A 19108-nucleotide genomic window follows, 5' to 3' on the forward strand; every position below is an offset into this window, starting at 1 on the left:
AAATGAGAACCATTACTATTCGTGGTAACATGTCAATTGCTCCCAGGTCACTAAGCGCTCGTACTTAGAAAACGCTTAACCGCCATGCCGCACACTCCTGTGCTGCCGTCATTGCCGGCAGCTGCAAGCGAGACGCGCAGGCCGGCAGCCGGAGAGGCGCAAAAATAATCACCTGTAGCCAACATTCGCATAGCCACGTTTCTTAGCGACGTTTATACCGCAGCAGACCCATGTTCAAAAAAATCTGGTTTCAAATTCACTGGTTCCTGGGAATTACCGCCGGTACCGTGATGATCGTCATAGGCGTTACCGGCGCCCTGTTAAGCTTCCACGAAGAAATCGTGGATGCGCTCAATCCTGGCATCGTGCATGTAGCGCCTGTCGCCACACCGATGCTCGCGCCGGAGCAATTGCTGGGCAAGATCCGGGCGCTGGACCCTGAGCGGCGCATCGTCACGCTGGCGATTTCGGCTGAAGCAGGCGAGTCGGCCAAGATTACCTATGCGCCGCCGCTGGGTGTTCGGCGTGGCGAGATACGCTATGCGAACCCGTACACCGGCGAGCTGCTGCCGCGCGCCGCAGGCCAGGATTTTTTTGAATGGGTGGAGCAGCTGCACCGCTGGCTGCTGCTGCCTACCGAGACTGGCAAGCTCGTTGCCGGCGTCATCGCTGCCTGCCTGTTCGTGCTGGCGCTGTCGGGCCTGTATATGCGCTGGCCGCGCAAGCCGCTGTCGCTGCGTTCCTGGTTCCGGCTGGATTTTGCACTGACCGGGCGCTCTTTCCTGTGGAACCTGCACTCCGTCATCGGCACCTGCGCACTGCTGATGTACCTGGTGTCCACGGTCACCGGCATGTACTGGGCTTTCGACTGGTTCAAGCAAGGCTTGAATACGATAGCCGGCGAAGCCGTCGCTCCGCGCAGGGTACCGCCGGTGCAGGCAGAGAAAAAAGTCGGCAAGCCGAAAAAAGCCGAAGCGCCGGCAGACCTGACGCTGGCCTGGGAAGTGTTCCAGAAAGAAGGCGGCCCATACAGCAAGCTCAGCATCCGCATGCCCGACAAGGCAGGGCAGCCGGTACAGATTACCTACCTGGACCCGAACCCGCCGCATGAGCAGGCGCGCAACCGCATTTCCATCGAACCACTGACCGGCAAGGTCACGCAGAATCTGCGTTACGCCGATAAAACCACCGGCGGCAAGGCCATCGCCGCGATCTATCCGCTGCACATGGGCACTTATTTCGGTCTGCCGGGCAGGATCTTCATGACCATCGCCGCGCTGGTGCTGCCGCTGTTTTCCATCACCGGTTGGATGCTGTACCTAGACCGGCGCAGGAAAAAACGCCAGGTCAGGGCGGAGCAGGCAATCTTGCGCGCCGGCGCGCGCGGTCTGGCTGCGGCCGGCTCTGTCCAGGTGGCCAGCCAGGACCAGGTGCTGCTGGCCTTCGCCACGCAATCGGGCCGGGCCGAAGGGCTGGCGTGGCGCACTGCGGCAGCCTTGCAGAATGACGGCGTGGACACCACGGTGCTGTCGCTGTCGCAGCTGGATACAGAAAAACTGCGGCACTACCACCGCGTGCTGTTCGTCGTCTCCACCTTCGGCGAAGGCGAACCGCCGGACGCTGCGCGCAAATTCGCCAGGCAGCTGACACACCAGCCCGCCAGCGGCCTGGCGCATGTGCAGTACGGCATGCTGGCGCTGGGCGATAGCAACTATGAAAAATTCTGTGGTTTCGGGCATACGCTGGACCACTGGCTGCGCAACCAGGGTGCGCAAGCCCTGTTCCCGATGATAGAAGCGGACAATAGCGATGCGCAGGCATTGTCGCGCTGGCAAAAGCAGCTGGCGGGCCTGAGCGGCAAGGCGGAATCTGCGAATGATGCGTCCGCTGTAAAGGGATATGTACAGGAAACGCCTTACCGCGCATGGCAATTGCTGGAGCGCCGACTCTTGAACCCGCATAGCCTGGGCGAACCCATCTATCACCTTGAGCTGGCTGCCGGCGGTGCAGCGGCCCAGTGGCAGCCGGGCGCGCTGGCAGAAGTGCTGCCGCGCCATGCGCCGGACCGCATTGCGCTGTTGCTGGGGCGGTTAGGCCTGGATGGCGCGGCGCCCGTGCAGTATCAGGGCAAGACAAGTACGCTGGCCGAGGCGCTGGCCTGCAGCAACCTGCCGTCTGCCGGCGAACTCGGCGGGATGCATGCGCAGCAGCTGGCAGATACGCTGAAACCGCTGGTGTCGCGCCGCTATTCGGTGGCGTCGGTCGAGGCAGAAGGCAGGGTCCACCTGCTGGTGCGGCAGAACAGGCATGAAGACGGTCTCGGCGTATCGTCCGGCTGGCTGACCGAATACATGCCAACGGGCGGCAACATCGACCTGCGCCTTCTGGCGAACCCCGCATTTGAACTGGCGGCAGGCGACCAGCCCTGCATCTTCATCGGCAACGGTTCCGGTCTGGCCGGCTTGCGCGGCCTGCTGCGCGCGCGTATCGCGCAGGGGCAGCACCGCAACTGGCTGCTGTTTGGCGAGCGCCAGTTTGCCCATGATTTCCATTACCGCGACGAAATCGGGCAATGGCAGGCAGACGGCGCGCTGAGCCATGTGGACCTGGCGTTCTCGCGCGACCAGCCGCAGCGCATCTACGTGCAGGACAAGCTGGCCGAGAATGCGGAACGCTTGCGCGAGTGGGTAGAGCAGGGCGCCGTGATCTATGTTTGCGGCAGCCTGCGCGGCATGGCCGCGGGCGTGGATGCGGTACTGACCGATATCCTGGGCGAAGCCGCGCTGGGCGACCTGATCGCGGAAGGTCGCTACAGGCGCGACGTGTACTGACCCTGCGCGCGTCGCAGAGTTGCCCCAAGAGCCATCCGGTTTGTCACGGATGGCTTTTTTATAAGCCGAATGTCGATATTGAAATTATTCTTTTTACATTAAATTCACTCAATGGGGCAGCTTTCATGCGCGCCAAGGGGCCTGCGCTGAAAATACTTCACCCAGCGGCTGAATGGAATTCCGCCATGGCGCCGCTGTTTTGCCCTACACTTTCCGCACATTGATACATCAAACGATATAACCGGAACGGAGAAACAGCATGCCTGTCATTACCTGCGTAGAAGATTTACGCGTTCTCGCCAAGAAACGGGTGCCGAAAGCTTTTTACGACTACGCCGACAGCGGTTCCTATACCGAAAGCACCTACCGCGCCAATACCGATGACCTGGCCCGTATCAAACTGCGGCAGCGGGTCGCCATCAATGTTGACCAGCGCAGCACCCGCACGACGATGATAGGCCATGACGTGACGATGCCGGTTGCGATCGCGCCGACCGGGCTGACCGGCATGCAGTGGGCCAACGGTGAAATGCTGGGCGCCATCGCCGCGGAAAAATTCGGCATTCCATTCACGCTGTCCACGATGAGCATCTGTTCGATAGAAGACGTGGCCAGCGTCACCACCAAGCCATTCTGGTTCCAGCTGTACGTGATGCGCGACCGCGGTTTTGTGCGGGAGATGATACAGCGCGCCAAGAACGCGAAATGCTCGGCGCTGGTATTGACGCTGGATTTGCAGATACTCGGCCAGCGCCATAAGGACATCAAGAACGGCATGTCGGTGCCGCCGCGCATCACCATCGCCAACCTGATCGACCTGGCCAGCAAACCTGGCTGGGCGCTGCGCGCGCTGACAGGCCGCAAGACCTTCGGCAACCTGGCGGGCCATGTGCAGGGCGGCGCCAGCGGCATACAGACGCTGAGCCAGTGGACCGCCAGCCAGTTCGACCCCACGCTGTCATGGGAAGACGTCGCCTGGATCAAGCAGGAGTGGGGCGGCAAGCTGATCCTGAAAGGCATCCTGGATGTGGAAGACGCGAAACTGGCAGTGGCTTCCGGCGCCGATGCGCTGGTGGTCAGTAACCATGGCGGCCGCCAGCTGGACAGCGCAATGTCGTCAGTGCAAGCCTTGCCGGCCATCGTGGAAGCGGTCGGCGACCAGATTGAAGTATGGTTTGACGGCGGCATCCGCACCGGCCAGGACATCCTGAAAGCGACGGCATTGGGCGCCAAAGGCACGATGATAGGCCGGGCTTTCCTGTATAGCCTGGGTGCGATGGGCGAAGAAGGGGTGACCAAAATGCTGGAAATCCTGCACAAGGAACTGGACGTCAGCATGGCGCTGACCGGCACCAAGGACATCCGACAGGTCAACCTGCAAAACCTTGCGGTTTATTAATTCATTCCGGCCGTTGCCAGCCGCCGGCCAAACGGCCGCATAGCGGCAGGCGACAGCGCCGCTTTACGGCTATCCTATAGTCTTTCGCCGAAACGCTGAGGATAGCCGCGCATGCAAGTCTTCCATAACCCCGTTCATCACCTGCACCAGGGCCGCCATGAAATGTTTCGCGGCCGCCTGGTGCCTTGCCACGAAGTGCCGGACCGGCTGGACCACGTGCTGGCCGAATTGCAGCGCCGCCCCGTCGGCTCGCTGCACACACCGCCGGAGGTGACCATCGCCGAGCTGGAGCGCATCCACAGCCGCCGCTACCTGGATTTCCTGGCCGGCGCATGGGACGAATGGGTGGCGCTGGACCCGGCCAATGCGGAAATCGATGCGCTGCCTTCGGTTTGGCCCACGCGCAGCTTCCGGCACGACGTACTGCCGGATAATTTCGCCGCCCGCATGGGCCTGTTTTCTTTCGACGCCGGCACGCCGCTGACGGCAGGCACCTGGACCGCTGCAAGGGCGGGCGCCGCCTGCGCGATCTCGGCGGCACGTGCAGTTGCTTCCGGCACGGCGGCCGCGCCGCGCCATGCATTTGCGCTGAGCCGTCCACCGGGGCATCACGCGGGCGCCGATTTTTTCGGCGGTTACTGCTTCCTCAACAATGCCGCGCTGGCGGTGCAGACACTGTTGGACAGCGGTCTGCACAGAGTCGCCGTGCTGGACGTGGACTACCACCACGGCAATGGCACGCAAAGCATCTTTTATGAGCGCAGCGACGTGCTGACTGTGTCGCTGCATGGCGATCCGCGCACCGAATATCCATTTTTCCTCGGTTATGCGGACGAGCGCGGCGCCGGTCCCGGGCTGGGTTACAACCTGAACTTTCCCCTGCCGCGCGGTACTGCATTCCCGGCCTGGCGCCAAGTATTGCAAAGCGGGCTGGAGGCGGTCCGCCGCTTCGGCGCGCAGGCGCTGGTCGTGTCGCTCGGCGTCGATACCTTCGAGGGCGATCCCATTTCCGGGTTTGCCTTGCGTACGGCCGATTACCTGCAGGTCGGACAGGCGATTGCCTCCGCAGGCTTGCCGACGGTATTCATCTTTGAAGGCGGTTATGCTGTGGCCGAGGTTGGGATCAACGTCGTCAATGTGCTGCAGGGTTTCGGCGGCTGAACCTGCTGGTCTGCCTCAGGTATTCGCATTTCCGCAACGGCTATGCATGATTCTGCGTGATTGCGGGCAGGGCGCGCGCGTACGCCGACACAGCTGCGCCTAAAACTATTACACTGCGTGCATCGACAACGACTCCGTACCGCCATGCCTATCCAGCCCGATCAAAGTGTAGACGCCGACATGTTCGAACTGGCGCCGGTTTCGTTGTGGCTGGAAGATTTCAGCGGCGTCCGGCAATTGATGGAGCAGTGGCGCGCGCAGGGGATCACCGACCTGCGTGGTTACCTGCTGCAAGACCCGGAACGCATCAGCGCCTGTTCGCGGCAGATCCGCGTGCTGAAGGTCAACCGCAAGACGCTGAGCCTGTTTGAGGCGGACGACCTGCAGCATCTGGTCGGCAATCTTGGCCGCATCTTCCGTGACGATATGCTGGCTACGCACGTTGACCAGCTGGTTCAGCTATGGGACGGCAAACAGATATTTTCCAGCAATACAGTGAACTACAGCCTGTCCGGCAAGCGCCTGGACATACAACTGAACGGCAGCGTGCTGCCCGGTTATGAAAGCAGCTGGGAACGCGTGCTGGTAGCGATAGAAAATGTCAGCGAACGCGAGAGCGCCCGGCGCAAGCTTGCCGCGAGTGAAGACTATGCGCGCGGCTTGTTCGAGCATTCGCCGGTGTCGCTGTGGGTCGAAGACTTCAGTCACATAAAAACGCTGTTCGACGAACTGCGCGAGCGCGGCATCAGCGATTTTCGCACCTTCACCGACGTGCATCCGGAATTTGTCGAACGCTGCATGCAGGAGATCAGGATCATCGATGTCAACCAGCAGACGCTGAGCATGTTCGCGTCGCCCGACAAGCCGACGCTGCTGCGCAGCCTGAGTGAAATCTTCCACGACGATCTGCAACCGCATTTCAAGGAACAACTGATCGACCTGTGGAACGGCAAGCAGTTTCACCAGCGCGAAGTGGTCAACTATGCGTTGACCGGCGAACAATTGCATGTACACCTGCAATTTTCCATTTTGCCCGGCCATGAAAAAAACTGGGACCAGATATTGATTGCGCTGACCGATATCTCTGCTCGCAAAAAGGCCGAGGCTTACCTGGAATTCCTGGGCAAGCACGATGCACTGACCAAGCTGCATAACCGCGCCTTCATGGTGGACGAACTGAACCGGCTGGAACGCAAAGGTCCGCACCCGGTTACGATCATCATCGGCGATCTCAACGGGCTGAAGGAAGCGAATGATCAGCTGGGCCATGCGGCGGGCGATTCGCTGCTGCGCCGCGTGGGCGAGGTTCTCGGCAAGGCGGTCGATAAACCCAACCACGCCGCCCGCATAGGCGGCGACGAATTCGCCATCATCATGCCGGCCAGCGAAGAAAGGGACGCGCTGGCGCTGATAGACAGTATCCAGGAGCTGATAGAAATCAACAACCAGTTCTACTCAGGTTCCGTACTCAGCATCTCGATGGGTTCCGCCACCAGCCAGCCCGGAGAACGCCTGGAGGCCGTTGTGCAAAGAGCCGACCAGATGATGTACCGGGGCAAGCGCGCATATTATGCCGCAGTCAAAGGTTCCGACAGGCGACATGAAAATAGCTAACGGTAACTGATGCTGAGACAGGTAGTACGGCAGCATCCGGTTCGGTTGCGCCGTGGGGCCACGGCGCACAACGGCGCACATAAGCTGCGCCAATTGTGTACAACTGTGTCGTAACAACTTGCAACACATTTCCCGTCAACAGAATGAAACCCATCCCCGTTATATGAGCACGTAAGGACTGCTTACGATAACCACCAGATAGGGACACACCATGAACAAGCTGATCGCCACCCTCGTTGCTGCTACCTTTGCTATGGGTACAGCGTTCGCTCAAACACCAGCCAAGCCAGCCGCTCCTGCTGCGCCCGCCGCTTCCGCGAAAGCCGCCACATCGGCCACCGCCGCTGCTCCGGCCGCACCTGCTGCAAGCGCATCCGCTGCTGCACCGGCTGAAAAAACAGCCAAGAAAACCAAGCACGCAAAAGGCAGCAAGCACGTCGCCAAGGATGCGAAGAAAGACATGACGGCAGAAACAGCGAAGCCAGCGCCTACCAAATAAGCGTATTGCTGCAAGGGCCGCATCTGCGGTAAAAAAATCCGGCATATATGCCGGATTTTTTATTGGCGGTACAGGTTACCGGCCGGATCGCCCGATGTCACATATGCCAACCAGAAGAACGGATGGCGAAAGCGCGGATCGGCCTTGCCTTGTCTATTTTTTTTGGAATGCAGACCGGCGAGTTTCGATGATAGGGCGAGCCCAGCGCGGCGCACGTCACTAATATTCCCACAGTGGCGTAAGGGCGACGCCGCGCCTCAGACAATTCACTACACTTCAGATAATCCGCCGCGCTTGCGGCATTTCGCTGCCCTGTACTGCCTCGTCTTCAGCGAAATGCGCCGGATGCTGGTAGCATCATCATATTTTTGCGGTGCAATATTTTAGGTGTAGATAAAAATGGCTAGCCAAATTGCCAATAAAACGAACAATGAAGTAGTCGAGAGGGATGGCTTGCCGGATGCGGAACGGCGCTGGGCTATGGTTTCCGTGGCCATCGGCGTCAGCATGGCAACGCTGGATACGGCGATCGCCAATACTGCGCTGCCCAATATTGCCGCCCAGCTGAATGCGACACCGGCCGATTCTGTGTGGATCGTCAACGTTTACCAGCTGGCGATGGTGGCCACGCTGCTGCCGTTTGCCGCATTGGGTGAAATTTTCAGCTATCGACGCATCTGTATTTTCGGCCTGGCCCTGTTCACGATTGCGTCGCTGGGCTGTGCCTGTGCGTGGAATTTGCCTTCGCTGATTGTCGCGCGGCTGTTCCAGGGTATTGGCGCGAGCGCCATCATGGGGGTGAACACGGCAATGCTACGGCTGATCTATCCTTCCCGGCTGCTGGGGCGGGGATTCGGTTTCAACTCGCTGGTGGTGGCGGTGGGCTTTGCCGTCGGGCCGACACTGGCATCGGTGATATTGTCGATTGCATCATGGTCCTGGCTGTTTGCCATTAATGTACCGCTGGGCGTGGTCGCAGTGTTCCTGGCGCGCAAGGCGCTACCGGTAACCAAGGCCGCCAGTCACAAGTTCGATGCGTTGACGGCGCTTTACAATGTGGGCGCCTTCGGCATGCTGATCCTGCTGTTCGGCGATGCCGCGCACATGGTGGATGTGAAGACCATCGTACTGGAAGCGGGTGGGACACTGATGTTTTTCTTCCTGCTGCTGCGGCGGCAGGCCGGGCATGAGGCGCCGATGCTGCCGGTGGACCTGTTCCGCCGGCCGCTGTTTGCATTGTCGGCGCTGACAGCGGTCTGCACGTTTGCCGCACAGGGCCTGGCTTTTGTGTCTTTGCCTTTCTATTTTGAGGCGGTGCTAGGCCGCTCGCCGGTGGAAACCGGCTTCCTGCTGACGCCGTGGGCGGTACTGGTTGCTGTCATGGCGCCGATCGCCGGCCGCCTGAGCGACCACTATTCGCCCGGCCTGCTGGGCGGCATAGGGTTGGCGGCGCTGGCTGCCGGTCTGGTGTCACTGATCCTGATGCCCCATCATCCATCGGTATTCGATATCTGCTGGCGCATGGCGATATGCGGTATCGGCTTCGGTTTTTTCCAGGCGCCGAACCTGAAAGCGATCATGGGCAGCGCACCGCCGGAACGCAGCGGCGGCGCCAGCGGCATCGTTGCGACGGCGCGGCTGATAGGCCAGGCTTCCGGTGCTGCGCTGGTGGCATTTTGCTTCATCATCTCGGCCAAAAACGGTGAGGCACTGGCGCTGGGCCTGGGCGCTGCCTTTGCCGCTGCCGCATGTCTCGCCAGTTTTTCGCGCCTGTTTGTGACGCGCGGCCAACACGGAGCGGCCTGAATCGAGGTTTACGAGCACGGAACATTAAACATTGTGAAATCCGTGGCGCATGTCATGTAATTGTCACACCCGGTTGTTAGCATGATTTTTTTGTAACTAAATTTTTGACAATTTAGTTCTATAAGAATTCATACACCCCTGGGGATAACCATGACGCAAACTCGTACGAAACACCTTCATCAGCCGGCAGTGCATCGCCTTCCTGCAATAAAAACCGGTATCGCTGCTGCGGTTGCCGCTACGCTGGCAATGCTGATGTCCATGCCGGCATCCGCTTCACCGTTTTTCGTACCGGGCAACCTGGTCGTCAGCGTAGAGGGTAACGGCGTGTATGGCGCTACTTCCGGCAGCTATACCGATAACCAGGCTTCGCCGCTGACGCTGTTCCAGTTCCAGACCAACGGCACCAGCAGCGCATCCTACGTCAATGCGATGGTACTGCCACAAACCAGTTCCGGCAAAAATTCCGCAGTGTCCGCCGAATACGGTTCTTCTTCTGAAGGCATGCTGCAACTGTCCGGCGACGGCAAATACTTGACGATCATGGGTTACGGCATCAATGCGGCGACTTTTAATGCCAACCCTACGCAGTACGGCACCGCCGTCAACGATCCGACCAAGCCCAACGCGCTGGCGCAGTCCGGCAGCATGACAAACCAGTCGGCCTATACGCCCATCGCCCGGGTTGTCGCATTGATCGATGCGGCAGGCACCGTTGACTCCTCCACTACGCTGTATAACGTTTTCAACGGCAACAACCCGCGTAGCGCCTACACGATGGACGGCAGCTCCTTCTATGTGTCCGGCCAGGGTGTCAGCGGCGACAAGACCGGCGGCGTTTTCTACGCAACCAAAGGCAGCTCGTCGGCGACGGCGATCACCGGCCTCGATACCGACAGCCATGCGTCGGCGCAGGATACGAGGATAGTGCAGGTCTATAACGGCCAGCTGTATGTGTCCGCCGACAGCAAGCAGGGCAGCGGAAGTAATCGCGATTTCATCGGCACGCTGGGCGCACCCGGTGCGCTGCCTACCAGCCAGGCCAACAGCGGCAACGGTCCTGCGCAGCTGAACGGTTTCGGCAATTCCGGCGGCACCGGCAAACTGACGATTACCGCGACGAACGGCAACGGCATCAACACCAAGGACCTGGTGGTTAACCTTAGCCCCGAGAGCTACTATTTTGCGAATGCGTCCACGCTGTATGTAGCCGACAGCGGCATCCCCAAGAATGACAGCGCAGCCGTGAAAAACGGCCCTGCAATTACCGTGGGCGACGGCGGCCTGCAAAAATGGGTCAACAGCAAAACCGATGGCAGCGGCACCTGGGTACTGGTTTATACCCTGTCCACTGGCCTGAACCTTGTGAAGAACGATGCCGCCTCCGGCACTACCGGTTTGCTGGGCCTGACGGGCAAGACCCTGGACGACGGCGAAGTGCAGCTGTTTGCCACCAATTACACCATAGGCGACACCGACTCGACCTTCCTGTTCGGCATCACCGACCTGCTATCGGCATCGGTAAAAGCAAGCGACGAGGCATTTACGCTGCTGGCGTCCGCGCCTGCGGACTCCACGTTCAAAGGCGTGTCGTTTGCGCCGTCTTCCGTACCTGAACCTGCATCCGGCGCCTTGCTGCTGCTGGGCATAGGCGGTTTGCTGGTGATGCGTCGCCGCAAGTCCATGTAATACACCCATCTGCGTGCCAAACCATGGCACGCAGATGGGTACGCCAACGTACAGAAGAGCAATATCCGCACGGCTAACATGGCTTAATCTACCTGTTATGCCGTCGACTGCTTGCGCATTACCGTAGTTGAATATCACCAAGAGTTTTTGCCGCCATAACAGGTTACCGATTATCTGTGTCAGAACCCGGTATCGCTTATGGCCTCACTGTATCTCGGCTGCGCCGGCTGGAGCGTTCCACGCCAATTGCCCGACCAGGCTGTTGAAGAGTTTCCGGTCCTGCTGCCTTTCCAGCAGCAATTGCAGCACCAGCAGCAGGCGGAACACGACAAAAGCCACCTGCAACGCTATGCAGAGCTGTTCTCTGCCGTGGAAATCAATACCTCCTTCTACCGCTCCCACATGCCGGCCACCTACGAGCGCTGGCGTCTCAGCGTGCCCGCAGGCTTCCGTTTTTCAGTCAAATTGCCGCGCACGGTGACCCACCTGCTCAGGCTGGCAAATTGCGACCATGAGCTGAACAGCTTTGTGAAAGAAGTTGCGCACTTGCGCGAAAAACTGGGGTGCCTGCTGATACAGCTGCCGCCCAGCCTGCAATTTGAACCGCGCGTGGCCGGGCGCTTCATCGCCGGCCTGCGGCAACAGACAGACGCGCCGCTGGCGCTGGAGCCGAGGCATCCCACGTGGTTCGGCCCCGACGCGCTTGAACTGATACAAAAGTACCGGCTTGCGCTGGTGCAGGCCGATCCGCAACCGCCGGGATTCAGGGACGCAGAGCTGCCGGATGCCTCGCCGCTGGTCTATCACCGACTGCATGGGAGTCCGGACATGTACTACTCCGCATACAGCAGCGATTATTTGGACGACCTGCAAAAAACGCTGGCAGAGCAGCAGCGGCAGGGCAAGCAGGTCTGGTGCATCTTCGATAATACGGCGCAGGGTGCGGCATTCTGGAATGCCTTGCTGTTGGCTTCCTTTCAAGCGCATCGCTGATTTTCGCGCTGCAGCTTCTCCAGCACGGTATCGCGGCCGCACACAAAGATTGTTCACTTTGCAACGATAGGCTATATTGCTGGCAAGCCACCACAAAGGAGAACAGTTTGAAACCGCAAATCCAGAAACCGACCGGCGCTTTCATCGGCGCATCATGGACCGCGCTGCTGGTGGGCGCTGTCGCTTTCATGATGGGCCTGTGGAATGCGGGCATGCAACTGAATGAAAAAGGCTATTACTTCACCGTCTTCATGTATGGTTTGTTCTCCGCTGTATCGCTGCAGAAATCGGTGCGCGACCGCATGGAAGGAATTCCTGTCACCGGTATTTATTTCGGTTTGTGCTGGCTGTCGACCGGCTTGGCGATCCTGCTGCTGGCGGTAGGCCTGTTCAATGCGACGCTGGCGCCCAGCGAAAAAGGCTTTTACGCAATGGCTTTCCTGCTGAGCCTGTTTGCTGCGGTTGCCGTGCAAAAGAATGTGCGCGACCTGTCGATGTCGAAGGACGACGTTTCTCCTGCGCTTCAGGAAAACTGAGGCCTGCGGAAGCAGGCTGTTCCATGCTATCGTAATCGTCTATGGCACTGACCAACCTGTTGAGGCGCATCGACCTCACCACCCTGCAGCTCTTCCTGGCGATCCACGAAGAGCGCACGCTGACACGCGCCGCCGAGCGCGAGGCGATTGCCGTTTCCGCCGCCAGCAAGCGCCTGGTTGAGCTGGAGCAGGCGCTGGGCGTGGCGCTGTTCGTGCGCAAGGCCAGAGGCATGGACCTGACGCCGGCCGGCGAAACCCTGCTGACCCATGCCAAGCGCATGCTGCTCAGCGTTGAAAGCCTGGGCCTGGAACTGGCCGAGCACGCGCAGGGCATACGCGGTTTCGTCCGCATGGTCGCCAATATTTCCGCCATTGTCGAATTTCTGCCTGAAGACTTGCGCGCTTTCATGCAGCTGCATGCACAGATCAAGCTGGACCTGAATGAACGGCCCAGCAGCAGCGTGGTCAAGGGAGTAGAGGACAGCTGGGCCGATATCGGCATCTGCTCATCCGATGTCGACACCCGTGAACTGCAGACGCAGGTGTACCGGCGCGACCGGCTGGCACTGGTCATGCGCGAAGACCACCCGCTGGCCAGCCGTCCGCAACTGAGTTTTGCCGACACGCTGGACAGCGACTACGTCGGCATGCATGCCGACAGCTCCATCAACTCCCGCACCCACCTCGCCGCGCGCGCCGCAGGCCGCGCGCTGAAGATGCGCATCCATGTTCCCAGCTTCGATGCGGTTTGCCGCATGGCGCAGGTTGGCATGGGCATAGGCCTGGTGCCTTACGACGTTTTCCTGGCAATAGGCCGTCCGCTCGGCCTGGTATCGGTCAGGCTGGATGAGGCCTGGGCTGAGCGTGAACTGCTGATCGTGGTCCGCGATGCCGGCAGCCTGTCGCCGGTGACGCAGGCGCTGTACGAGCACCTGTGCGGCGCCGAGCAGCGCGCGCATGCGGGCTAGGCTGCGGCCTCAGGCTGACGGAAGCGCCTCCCGGTGAGCGTTCTCTTTTCGCGAACGCTCATCGAAAATTTACGATTGGACGCCATACAGGCTCTTCTCTATCCTGAAAAAAAGATAGATGGAGACTGTAATGAGTGGACCCCTGAAAGGTATCCGGGTAATTGAGATCGGAACCTTGATCGCAGCGCCGTTTGCGGCGCGCATGCTGGCTGAATTCGGCGCTGAAGTCATTAAAATCGAGGCGCCCGACAGCGGCGACCCCATCCGCAAATGGCGGAAGCTGCACGAAGGTACTTCGCTGTGGTGGTATTTGCAATCACGTAATAAAAAGTCGATTGCGATCAACCTCAAATCCCCCGAAGGCATAGACATCATCAAGCAGCTCGCTGCAGATGCCGACATCCTGATAGAAAATTTCAAGCCCGGCGCGCTGGAAAAGCTGGGCCTGGGCTGGGACGTGCTGCATGCGCTGAACCCCGCGCTGACGATGGTGCGCATTTCCGGCTACGGCCAGACCGGCCCTTACCGGGACCGTCCCGGTTTCGGCGCGATAGGCGAGGCCATGGGCGGCATCCGTTTTACCACCGGCGAACCTGACGGCGTGCCGCCGCGCGTCGGCATCAGCCTCGGCGATTCGCTGGCATCCCTGCATGCGATCATGGGCGCGCTGATGTCGGTGCTGCGTGTCAAGACAGGCCAGGGCCAGGGCCAGGTGGTGGACGTGTCGCTGGTGGAAAGCGTCTTCAACCTGATGGAAAGCCTGATACCGGAATACGACCTGCTGGGCCATGTACGCCAGCGCAGCGGCGGTTCGCTGCCGGGCATTGCGCCTTCGAATACGTATCCCACCCGCGATGGCGGTTATGTCGTCATCGCCGGCAACAGCGACCCCATCTTCAAGCGGTTGATGCTGGCGATAGGCCGTAGCGACCTGGCGGAAGACCCTGCATTCGCGCATAACGACGGCCGCGTCGCCAGGGTCGCGCTGCTGGATGCGGCCATCGCCGGCTGGACGTCCAGCCGGCCGATTGCCGATGTGCTGGCAGTGCTGGAAAAGGCGGAAGTACCGGCGGGGCGCATTTATTCAGTGGAAGATATTGTCAACGACCCGCATTACCAGCAGCGCGACATGATCCTGTCGGCCGAACTGCCGGGCGGAGTGAAAGTAAAAATGCCGGGCATCGTTCCCAAGCTGTCTGACACGCCGGGCGAGATACATTGGCAAGGACCGGCGCTGGGCGCGCATACCGCAGAACTGCTGGGCAGCCTCGGCATGCAGCTGGACCAGATCCAGCGCCTGAAAGACAGCGGGGTCGTGCAATGAGCGGCGAACGCATGATAGTGCAGGAAGTGTCGCCGCGCGACGGCTTGCAGATAGAGCCTACCTGGGTGCCCACGGAAGAAAAAATCGCGCTGATCGACAGCCTGTCTGAACTGGGTTTCTCGCGCATAGAAGCCGGCTCCTTCGTATCGCCGAAGGCGATTCCGGCATTGCGCGACGGCGCGGAAGTGTTTTCCCGCATCGCCCGCAAGCCAGGCGTCGTATACGTGGCGCTGATCCCGAACCTGCAAGGGGCGCAGCGTGCATTGCAGGCCGGCGCTGACGAACTGAACCTGGTGATGTCGGCCAGCCAGGCGCACAACCGCGCCAATATGCGCATGCGCTGCGAAGAATCGCTGTCAGCGTTTTCCGGCATCGTGGAGATGACGGCGCAGGCGAAGCAGACCAGGCAGGCTGCGGTGAGCCTGAACGGTACGGTGGCGACAGCCTTCGGCTGCCCTTTCGAGGGCAGGATAGCGGAAGACCGTGTGCTGTCGCTGGTGCGGCAATACCGGGAAATGGGTATCCAGGGCATCACGCTGGCGGATACCACCGGCATGGCTAATCCAAGGCAGGTAGCCACGCTGGTGAAGCAGGTGCTGGACATCGTTCCCGCAGCGGCGCTGACACTGCATTTTCACAATACCCGCGGCCTGGGGCTGGTCAATGTCATGGCCGCTTACGAGGCCGGCGCGCGCCGTTTCGATGCATCGCTAGGTGGCCTGGGAGGCTGTCCCTTTGCGCCGGGCGCATCGGGCAACGTCTGCACTGAGGACCTGGTCAACCTGTGCCATGAAACCGGCATAGAAACCGGGATCGACCTGCCGGCACTGATCAGGCTGTCCAGGAAACTGCCGGCCTTGCTGGGCCATGATGTACCCAGCCAGGTAGCCAAGGCCGGGCTGGCGACGGAGCTGCATCCCGTGCCGGTGAGAGCCGCCGCGGCCTGATGCCGCTCCGGCTGGCACCAGGCAGATTTGCTGTAGCAGTATCCTATACAACACACCATAAGCGGCGCCCCGATGCGCCCGACAGGAGACTTTATGAATACCCAAACCTCATTTGCCGCGACCCTGGCCGGCGCAGCAATACCGCTGGATGAATCCTCCGTTGTCCGCAAGGTCGCGTGGCGCATCATGCCGCTGGTGATGATCTGCTATCTGTTCGCTTTTTTCGACCGCATCAACATCAGTTTCGCCAAATTTCAGCTGCAGGGCGACCTGGGCCTGAGCGACACTGCCTACGGCCTGGGCGCGAGCCTGTTCGTGGTCGGCTACGTGCTGTTTGAAGTGCCGAGCAATATGTTCCTGTACAAGGTCGGCGCGCGGCGCTGGATTGCCCGCATCATGATCTCGTGGGGCATTGCCACCGCGGCGATGATCTTCGTGTCCAGCGAATGGCAATTCTACGGGCTGCGTTTTGTCATCGGCGCGATGGAAGCCGGTTTTGCGCCCGGTGTGCTGTATTACCTGACGCTGTGGTTCCCGGCTGCGTTCCGTGGCCGCATCACATCCTTGCTGTTCCTGGCATCGGCTTTTGCGGGCCTGATTGGTGCGCCGGTGTCCGGCCTTATCCTCAGCAACCTGGAAGGCGTGATGGGTGTGCGCGGCTGGCACTGGCTGTTCCTGTTGGGCGGCCTGCCGTGCATCGTTCTGGGCCTGGTCGTGCTGAGCCAGCTGAAAGACAGGATAGAAGACGCTACCTGGCTGTCAGGCGAAGAACGCGACCTGCTGCGCAGCCGCATCGCACAGCAGAACAAGGACCTGGGCGGCCATTCCTTCATCAGTGCGATCAAAACCCCCGGCTTTTTGACGCTGGGCCTGGTGTACTTCCTGATCCAGGTCGCTTCCTACGGGCTCAACTTCTGGGCGCCGCACCTGATCCGTACTGCAGGCACGCAGAACCCAACCGTTATCGGCCTGCTGACGGCAATCCCGTATATCTGCGGCGCCATCAGCATGGTACTGGTAGGCCGCATGTCCGACGCCAGCGGCGAGCGCCGCAAGTTCGTCATCGGCCTGATGCTGCTGGCCTCGGTGGGCTTTTTCATGGCAGGCCTGTTCGACAAGCAGACCGTGCTGCTGATCGTTGCGCTGTGCGCACTGGGCGCCGGTGTGGTCGCCGCCATCCCTGCCTTCTGGGCATTGCCGCCCAAGCTGGTGACGGGGGCGGGCGCTGCCGGCGGCATCGCGCTGATCAATACGCTGGGCCAACTGGGCGGTATTGTCAGCCCGGTCATGGTGGGCCGCATCAAGGACATGACGGGCAGCACCACGCCTGCGCTGTATGTCATAGGCTGCATGGCCCTGCTGTGCGTGCTGATCCTGGCTTACGGCTTGCCGGAGAAGTTGCGCAGCAGGGAGTAGTGGGGGCGATGGCTGCCGGTGGCGATATTCTTTGTGCCGTATAATCTTGCAGGTTTGTCATAACTTACCTGGAGGAGTGCATGATGGAGATGGGATTTCGCCGCATATTCAGCCGGCTGCTGGCCGCTGCCATTGTCTGTGTTTCGTCGGGCGCATATGCGCAGACGGTGGCCGCGCCCAAGGCGGGCAGCGCTGCCGCGACGCCGGACAATGCGGTCCTGCTCACGGTTTTCCTCAGGCATGACCAGTCGCGCCCTTTGGGCGAACTGAATGCGCAGCTTGAAAAACAGGGCTTTTACAAAGCCTTTCCACCGGCCGGCATGGAAGTAGTCAGCTGGAATGTGGCGATGGGCATAGGCCAGGTAATTGTGCTGAAGCTCCCCGCGTCCCGTATCCGTGAAGTGAACCGCGTGCTGGAAGATACCGCATGGGGCGCCTACCGCACCGAGTTTTATCCTACCTACGACTATAAAGACGTTGCGCTGTCGCAGCATGCGAAAGCGCAATAAGCCGCCCAGCCAGCCTGCGGCCTGAACGCCGCACACAGGCTACACGTTACACTCCGAAAAGGCCGTGCCCATGCAAATGGGTGCGGCCTTTTTTATCGTCCATAGCGATGTTGCGTCCGCTACTCCTGTAAAAACAGCTGTAAAATTATAGTTGTCTTTTAAATTTATATTGCGTATAGTATATTTAAGCAAAATACCTTGCTGACAACAGATCGAGAAAATCGACATAACGACAAAGTATTACTGGAGGAGACATGGATAAAAAAATTGGCCAGATTGGCCGGGCGGTTCCCATTGCGGCTGCAATGCTTGTGTTCGCCGCGGCGCCTGCATGGGCGGACATCAATGTAGGCGTGTCGGTGTGCGCAACCGGTCCTGGCGCGTCGTTGGGCATACCGGAAAAAAATACCGTGGCACTATTCCCGGCGATGATAGCCGGGGAGAAAGTCAACTACATCGTGCTGGACGATGCGACTGACGCCACGCAGGCGACCAAGAACGCGCGCAAGTTCGTGACTGAAAACCAGGTAGACCTGATCATCGGTTCTTCATCAGTGCCGCCTGCGCTGGCGATTGCCGAGGTAGCCAATGAAACCAGGACACCTCAACTATCGCTGTCGCCGATAGAGCTGGCGGGTGACAAAAACCGCTGGGTATTCCGCTCGCCGCAGCACAATGCGGTCATGGCGCAGGCGCTGGCTGAACACATGAAGGCCAACAAGGTCAAGACCATAGGCTTCATCGGCTACACCGACGGCTATGGCGAGGGCTGGCTCAGGGAAATGACCAGGGCGGCGGAAGCAGCGGGCATCACAATCCCCGTTGTCGAGCGCTTCAACCGCACCGATACCAGCGTCACGGGCCAGGTGCTGAAGCTGGTTGCCACAAGGCCGGACGTAATCCTGATCGCCGCCTCCGGTACGCCGTCTGCCCTGCCGCAGCTGGCGCTGGTGGAGCGCGGCTACAAAGGGCAAATCTACCAGACCCATGGCACTGCGACCAAGGAATATATCCGCGTAGGCGGCAAGGGCGTGGAAGGCACGATATTGCCGGTGGGGCCAGTCGTGGTGGCCGCGCAGTTGCCGGACAGCCATCCGTCGAAAAAGGCGGGGCTGGAATATACGCGCCTGTATGAAGAGAAGTATGGCGCCGGCTCATTGTCTTCATTCGGTGCGCACGCGCAGGATGCCTACAGCATCTTTGCCGCGGCGGTGCCGGTGGCCCTGAAAAAAGCCAAGCCTGGCACGCCGGAGTTCAGGCAGGCGCTGCGCGACGCGATCGAGGCGGAACGCGAAGTGGTCGGCACCCATGGCGTGTTCAACATGAGCCCAACCGACCACTATGGCCACGATGCGCGCGCGCGGGTACTGGTCAAGGTGGACAAGGGTGACTGGAAATTGATCAATGCGCAGTGAG

At 60.3% G+C, this 19108-nt stretch carries 15 protein-coding genes; all 15 read left to right on the forward strand.

The annotated features are described in order from the left end of the window. Nucleotides 1–230 precede the first annotated feature (230 nt). The 15 genes from ACO0LO_RS09410 (at nt 231) to ACO0LO_RS09480 (ending at nt 19107) form a co-directional block, all read left to right on the forward strand. Complete coding sequence (locus ACO0LO_RS09410; RefSeq protein WP_422963952.1) at nt 231–2831, forward strand: PepSY domain-containing protein; 2601 nt, start codon at nt 231–233, stop codon at nt 2829–2831. A gap of 259 nt (nt 2832–3090) precedes the next feature. Next, complete coding sequence (locus ACO0LO_RS09415) at nt 3091–4230, forward strand: alpha-hydroxy acid oxidase (RefSeq protein ID WP_422963953.1); 1140 nt, start codon at nt 3091–3093, stop codon at nt 4228–4230. Between the two features lie 111 nt (nt 4231–4341). Further along, complete coding sequence (locus tag ACO0LO_RS09420; RefSeq protein WP_422963954.1) at nt 4342–5391, forward strand: histone deacetylase family protein; 1050 nt, start codon at nt 4342–4344, stop codon at nt 5389–5391. Nucleotides 5392–5535: 144 nt separating this feature from the next. After that, nucleotides 5536–7005, forward strand: a complete 1470-nt coding sequence (locus tag ACO0LO_RS09425) for a diguanylate cyclase domain-containing protein (protein ID WP_422963955.1) — start codon at nt 5536–5538, stop codon at nt 7003–7005. Between the two features lie 211 nt (nt 7006–7216). Beyond that, nucleotides 7217–7504 (forward strand): hypothetical protein, encoded by a 288-nt coding sequence (locus ACO0LO_RS09430; protein ID WP_422963956.1) that lies wholly within the window; start codon nt 7217–7219, stop codon nt 7502–7504. Between the two features lie 399 nt (nt 7505–7903). Continuing rightward, nucleotides 7904–9310 carry an MFS transporter gene (locus ACO0LO_RS09435; RefSeq protein ID WP_422963957.1) on the forward strand — a complete coding sequence of 469 codons (1407 nt, stop codon included), beginning with the start codon at nt 7904–7906 and terminating at the stop codon, nt 9308–9310. Between the two features lie 150 nt (nt 9311–9460). Continuing rightward, on the forward strand, nt 9461–10999 hold the full coding sequence (locus ACO0LO_RS09440) for a PEP-CTERM sorting domain-containing protein (RefSeq protein ID WP_422963958.1): 1539 nt from the start codon (nt 9461–9463) through the stop codon (nt 10997–10999). A gap of 198 nt (nt 11000–11197) precedes the next feature. Further along, nucleotides 11198–11992: a DUF72 domain-containing protein gene (locus ACO0LO_RS09445; RefSeq protein WP_422963959.1), complete on the forward strand. Its 795-nt coding sequence runs from the start codon at nt 11198–11200 to the stop codon at nt 11990–11992. A 107-nt stretch (nt 11993–12099) separates the two neighbouring features. Next, a complete protein-coding gene (gene yiaA, locus ACO0LO_RS09450) occupies nt 12100–12528 on the forward strand; it encodes an inner membrane protein YiaA (protein WP_422963960.1) in 429 nt (142 codons plus the stop codon). A gap of 41 nt (nt 12529–12569) precedes the next feature. Further along, a complete protein-coding gene (locus ACO0LO_RS09455) occupies nt 12570–13496 on the forward strand; it encodes a LysR substrate-binding domain-containing protein (RefSeq protein WP_422963961.1) in 927 nt (308 codons plus the stop codon). 130 nt (nt 13497–13626) lie between these two features. Then, nucleotides 13627–14820, forward strand: coding sequence for a CaiB/BaiF CoA transferase family protein (locus tag ACO0LO_RS09460; protein WP_422963962.1), 1194 nt, complete (start codon nt 13627–13629; stop codon nt 14818–14820). Next, nucleotides 14817–15767 (forward strand): hydroxymethylglutaryl-CoA lyase, encoded by a 951-nt coding sequence (locus ACO0LO_RS09465; protein WP_422963963.1) that lies wholly within the window; start codon nt 14817–14819, stop codon nt 15765–15767. The genes ACO0LO_RS09460 and ACO0LO_RS09465 overlap by 4 nt, the downstream gene beginning before the upstream one ends. A 93-nt stretch (nt 15768–15860) precedes the next feature. Further along, nucleotides 15861–17183 carry an MFS transporter gene (locus ACO0LO_RS09470; protein WP_422963964.1) on the forward strand — a complete coding sequence of 441 codons (1323 nt, stop codon included), beginning with the start codon at nt 15861–15863 and terminating at the stop codon, nt 17181–17183. Between the two features lie 89 nt (nt 17184–17272). After that, the gene (locus ACO0LO_RS09475) at nt 17273–17692 is read left to right on the forward strand and encodes a hypothetical protein (protein ID WP_422964118.1); all 420 of its coding nucleotides are present in this window, start codon (nt 17273–17275) and stop codon (nt 17690–17692) included. A 254-nt stretch (nt 17693–17946) separates the two neighbouring features. Continuing rightward, nucleotides 17947–19107 (forward strand): ABC transporter substrate-binding protein, encoded by a 1161-nt coding sequence (locus ACO0LO_RS09480; RefSeq protein ID WP_422963965.1) that lies wholly within the window; start codon nt 17947–17949, stop codon nt 19105–19107. The last annotated feature ends 1 nt before the right edge of the window (nt 19108 follow it).

The sequence above is a fragment of the Undibacterium sp. TJN25 genome (genome assembly GCF_049339885.1).
Lineage (GTDB): Bacteria > Pseudomonadota > Gammaproteobacteria > Burkholderiales > Burkholderiaceae_D > Undibacterium.

What these genes read in the sequence shown, in the direction of transcription:
- ACO0LO_RS09440 (WP_422963958.1), top strand. Translation starts at nt 9,461, where the DNA reads ATGACGCAAACTCGTACGAAACACCTTCATCAGCCGGCAGTGCATCGC.
- ACO0LO_RS09435 (WP_422963957.1), top strand. Translation starts at nt 7,904, where the DNA reads ATGGCTAGCCAAATTGCCAATAAAACGAACAATGAAGTAGTCGAGAGG.
- ACO0LO_RS09425 (WP_422963955.1), top strand. Translation starts at nt 5,536, where the DNA reads ATGCCTATCCAGCCCGATCAAAGTGTAGACGCCGACATGTTCGAACTG.
- ACO0LO_RS09410 (WP_422963952.1), top strand. Translation starts at nt 231, where the DNA reads ATGTTCAAAAAAATCTGGTTTCAAATTCACTGGTTCCTGGGAATTACC.
- ACO0LO_RS09415 (WP_422963953.1), top strand. Translation starts at nt 3,091, where the DNA reads ATGCCTGTCATTACCTGCGTAGAAGATTTACGCGTTCTCGCCAAGAAA.
- ACO0LO_RS09430 (WP_422963956.1), top strand. Translation starts at nt 7,217, where the DNA reads ATGAACAAGCTGATCGCCACCCTCGTTGCTGCTACCTTTGCTATGGGT.
- ACO0LO_RS09465 (WP_422963963.1), top strand. Translation starts at nt 14,817, where the DNA reads ATGAGCGGCGAACGCATGATAGTGCAGGAAGTGTCGCCGCGCGACGGC.
- ACO0LO_RS09420 (WP_422963954.1), top strand. Translation starts at nt 4,342, where the DNA reads ATGCAAGTCTTCCATAACCCCGTTCATCACCTGCACCAGGGCCGCCAT.
- ACO0LO_RS09445 (WP_422963959.1), top strand. Translation starts at nt 11,198, where the DNA reads ATGGCCTCACTGTATCTCGGCTGCGCCGGCTGGAGCGTTCCACGCCAA.
- ACO0LO_RS09475 (WP_422964118.1), top strand. Translation starts at nt 17,273, where the DNA reads ATGGGATTTCGCCGCATATTCAGCCGGCTGCTGGCCGCTGCCATTGTC.
- ACO0LO_RS09470 (WP_422963964.1), top strand. Translation starts at nt 15,861, where the DNA reads ATGAATACCCAAACCTCATTTGCCGCGACCCTGGCCGGCGCAGCAATA.
- ACO0LO_RS09480 (WP_422963965.1), top strand. Translation starts at nt 17,947, where the DNA reads ATGGATAAAAAAATTGGCCAGATTGGCCGGGCGGTTCCCATTGCGGCT.
- ACO0LO_RS09460 (WP_422963962.1), top strand. Translation starts at nt 13,627, where the DNA reads ATGAGTGGACCCCTGAAAGGTATCCGGGTAATTGAGATCGGAACCTTG.
- ACO0LO_RS09455 (WP_422963961.1), top strand. Translation starts at nt 12,570, where the DNA reads ATGGCACTGACCAACCTGTTGAGGCGCATCGACCTCACCACCCTGCAG.